Origin of the sequence: Citreicoccus inhibens, from assembly GCF_019039035.1 — a bacterium.
GTDB classification, from domain to species: domain Bacteria; phylum Myxococcota; class Myxococcia; order Myxococcales; family Myxococcaceae; genus Citreicoccus; species Citreicoccus inhibens.
On record NZ_JAHNZT010000087.1, the window covers coordinates 2,501 to 5,434 of the forward strand.

General features: G+C 55.3%; 1 rRNA gene (running past one end of the window). It reads left to right on the top strand.

From position 1 onward, the window contains the following. Positions 1–2,897, top strand: a 23S ribosomal RNA gene (locus KRR26_RS36080); it begins 70 nt to the left of the window's first position. Positions 2,898–2,934: the final 37 nt, after the last annotated feature.

Below are 2,934 nucleotides of genomic sequence, written 5' to 3' on the forward strand. Positions count from 1 at the left end.
AAAAGCCTCGGTGAGCTGCCAACCAAGCGTTGACCCGGGGATGTCCGAATGGGGAAACCCAGCACGGCGAATAGCCGTGTTACTCCTGCCTGAATTCATAGGGCAGGTAGAGCGAACCAGGGGAAGTGAAACATCTCAGTACCCTGAGGAAGAGAAAACAACGAGTGATTCCCAAAGTAGTGGCGAGCGAAATGGGAAGAGGCCAAACCGGCGTCACGCAAGTGGCGTCGGGGTAGCGGGTCCGCGGTAGGACTTTGACTGACTAGCGGAAGCGTCTGGAAAGGCGCACCAAAGAGCGTGATAGTCGCGTACGCGAAAGTCGGTTGGAGCTGAGCGGGTTACCCAAGTAAGACGGGACACGTGCAATCCTGTCTGAATCTGCCGGGACCATCCGGTAAGCCTAAATACTCCTTGGCGACCGATAGTGAACAAGTACCGCGAGGGAAAGGTGAAAAGAACCCCGGTGAGGGGAGTCAAAAGAACCTGAAACCGCATGTCTACAAGCAGTTCGAGCACTACGCCGCAAGGCAGTGCGAGAGCGTACCTTTTGCATCATGATTCGGCGACTTAATATACGTAGCGAGGCTAAGCCGATAGGTGGAGCCGGAGCGAAAGCGAGTCCGAATAGGGCGAGTAGTTGCGTGTATTATAACCCGAAGCGGGGTGATCTACACATGGCCAGGATGAAGTGCGGGTAACACCGCATGGAGGTCCGAACTCATGAAAGTTGAAAATTTCTGGGATGAGCTGTGTGTAGGGGTGAAAGGCCAATCAAACTCCGTGATAGCTGGTTCTCCCCGAAAGATATTTAGGTATCGGCTCGGGTAATTCAATACCGGAGGTAGAGCACTGGAACGGCTAGGGGTCTCACCAGATTACCAAACCGTACCAAACTCCGAATGCCGGTAATTGTTATCCCGGGACGCAGTCAGTGGGTGATAACGTCCATTGGCAAGAGGGGAATAACCCAGACCGACAGCTAAGGCCCCCAAATCTAGTCTAAGTGAACACTAGAAAGGATGTGGCAGGTCATTGACAACCAGGAGGTTGGCTTAGAAGCAGCCATCCTTTAAAGAAAGCGTAATAGCTCACTGGTCAAGACAGGCCGCGCCGAAAATGTAACGGGGCTCAAGACTAGTGCCGAAGCTTCGGGTCATACGCGTCAGGCGCGTATGGCGGTAGGGGAGCGTCCCAGTTGCAGTGAAGGTAGACCGAAAGGGCTGCTGGAGCGGCTGGGAGTGCTGATGCCGAAATGAGTAGCGATAAAGGGGGTGAGAAACCCCCTCGCCGTAAACCCAAGGTTTCCTGGGTCAAGTTAATCTTCCCAGGGTTAGCCGGGTCCTAAGCCGAGGCCGAAAGGCGTAGGTGATGGCAAGCAGGTTAATATTCCTGCGCCATCTTGCAGACGTTGAACTAAGGGAGGACGGAGAAAGCTAGGCGAGCTGACCGGCGGTTGTGTCAGTCCAAGGGTGTAGGGGTGTCGCGTACGATTAAAGGCGCGGCAGTCATCTCCGAGACCTGAGTGCGCCCCGTTAGGGGTAAGTCGCTGATGCTCGGCTTCCAAGAAAAGTCCCGTAGGGAGTCTGCAGGGTGTCCGTACCGCAAACCGACACAGGTGGGTGAGGAGAAAATCCTAAGGCGCTTGAGAGAACTCTCCTCCAAGGAACTAGGCAAATTTCCACCGTAACTTCGGAAGAAGGTGGGCCCCTGGTAGGTGAAGGCGTACAGCTGGAGCCGAGAGGGGTTGCAGAGAAATGGCGGTAGCGACTGTTTACCAAAAACACAGGACTCTGCGAAGGCGACAAGCCGACGTATAGGGTCTGACTCCTGCCCGGTGCTGGAAGGTTAAGGGGATTCGTCAGCCGCAAGGCGAAGCGATGATCCGAAGCCCCAGTAAACGGCGGCCGTAACTATAACGGTCCTAAGGTAGCGAAATTCCTTGTCGGGTAAGTTCCGACCTGCACGAATGGAGTAACGACTTCCGCGCTGTCTCGGAGAGGGACTCAGCGAAATTGAAATAGCTGTGCCGATGCAGTTTACCCGCAGCAAGACGGAAAGACCCCGTGAACCTTTACTACAACTTGACAGTGACACTAGGGATTGACTGTGTAGGATAGGTGGGAGCCTTTGAAGCCGGGCCGCTAGGTTCGGTGGAGGCAACGGTGAAATACCACCCTGTTGATTTCTGGTGTCTAACCATGTCCCGTTAGCCGGGATTGGGACACTGTCTGGTGGGTAGTTTGACTGGGGCGGTCGCCTCCCAAAAAGTAACGGAGGCGCGCGATGGTTCCCTCAGCCCGATTGGAAACCGGGCGTCGAGTGCAATGGCATAAGGGAGCTTGACTGCGAGACCGACAGGTCGAGCAGGTGCGAAAGCAGGTCATAGTGATCCGGTGGTCCTGAATGGAAGGGCCATCGCTCAACGGATAAAAGGTACTCCGGGGATAACAGGCTTATCTCCCCCAAGAGTTCACATCGACGGGGAGGTTTGGCACCTCGATGTCGGCTCATCGCATCCTGGGGCTGGAGCAGGTCCCAAGGGTTTGGCTGTTCGCCAATTAAAGCGGTACGCGAGCTGGGTTCAAAACGTCGTGAGACAGTTTGGTCCCTATCTGCTGTGGGCGTAGGATACTTGAGAGGCTCTGACCTTAGTACGAGAGGACCGGGTTGGAGGCACCGCTGGTGTACCAGTTGTCTCGCCAGAGGCATCGCTGGGTAGCCATGTGCCGATTGGATAACCGCTGAAAGCATCTAAGCGGGAAACCGACCTCAAGACCAGGTATCCCGGGCGCAAGCCCCTGAAGACTCGTGGTAGACTACCACGTTGATAGGCCGGGTGTGTAAGCGTGGTAACATGCTCAGCTAACCGGTACTAATAAGTCGTGAGGCTTACTTCCCCCTATCTCTTGCATGCCCCCTCGAGGGGTGTAAGGG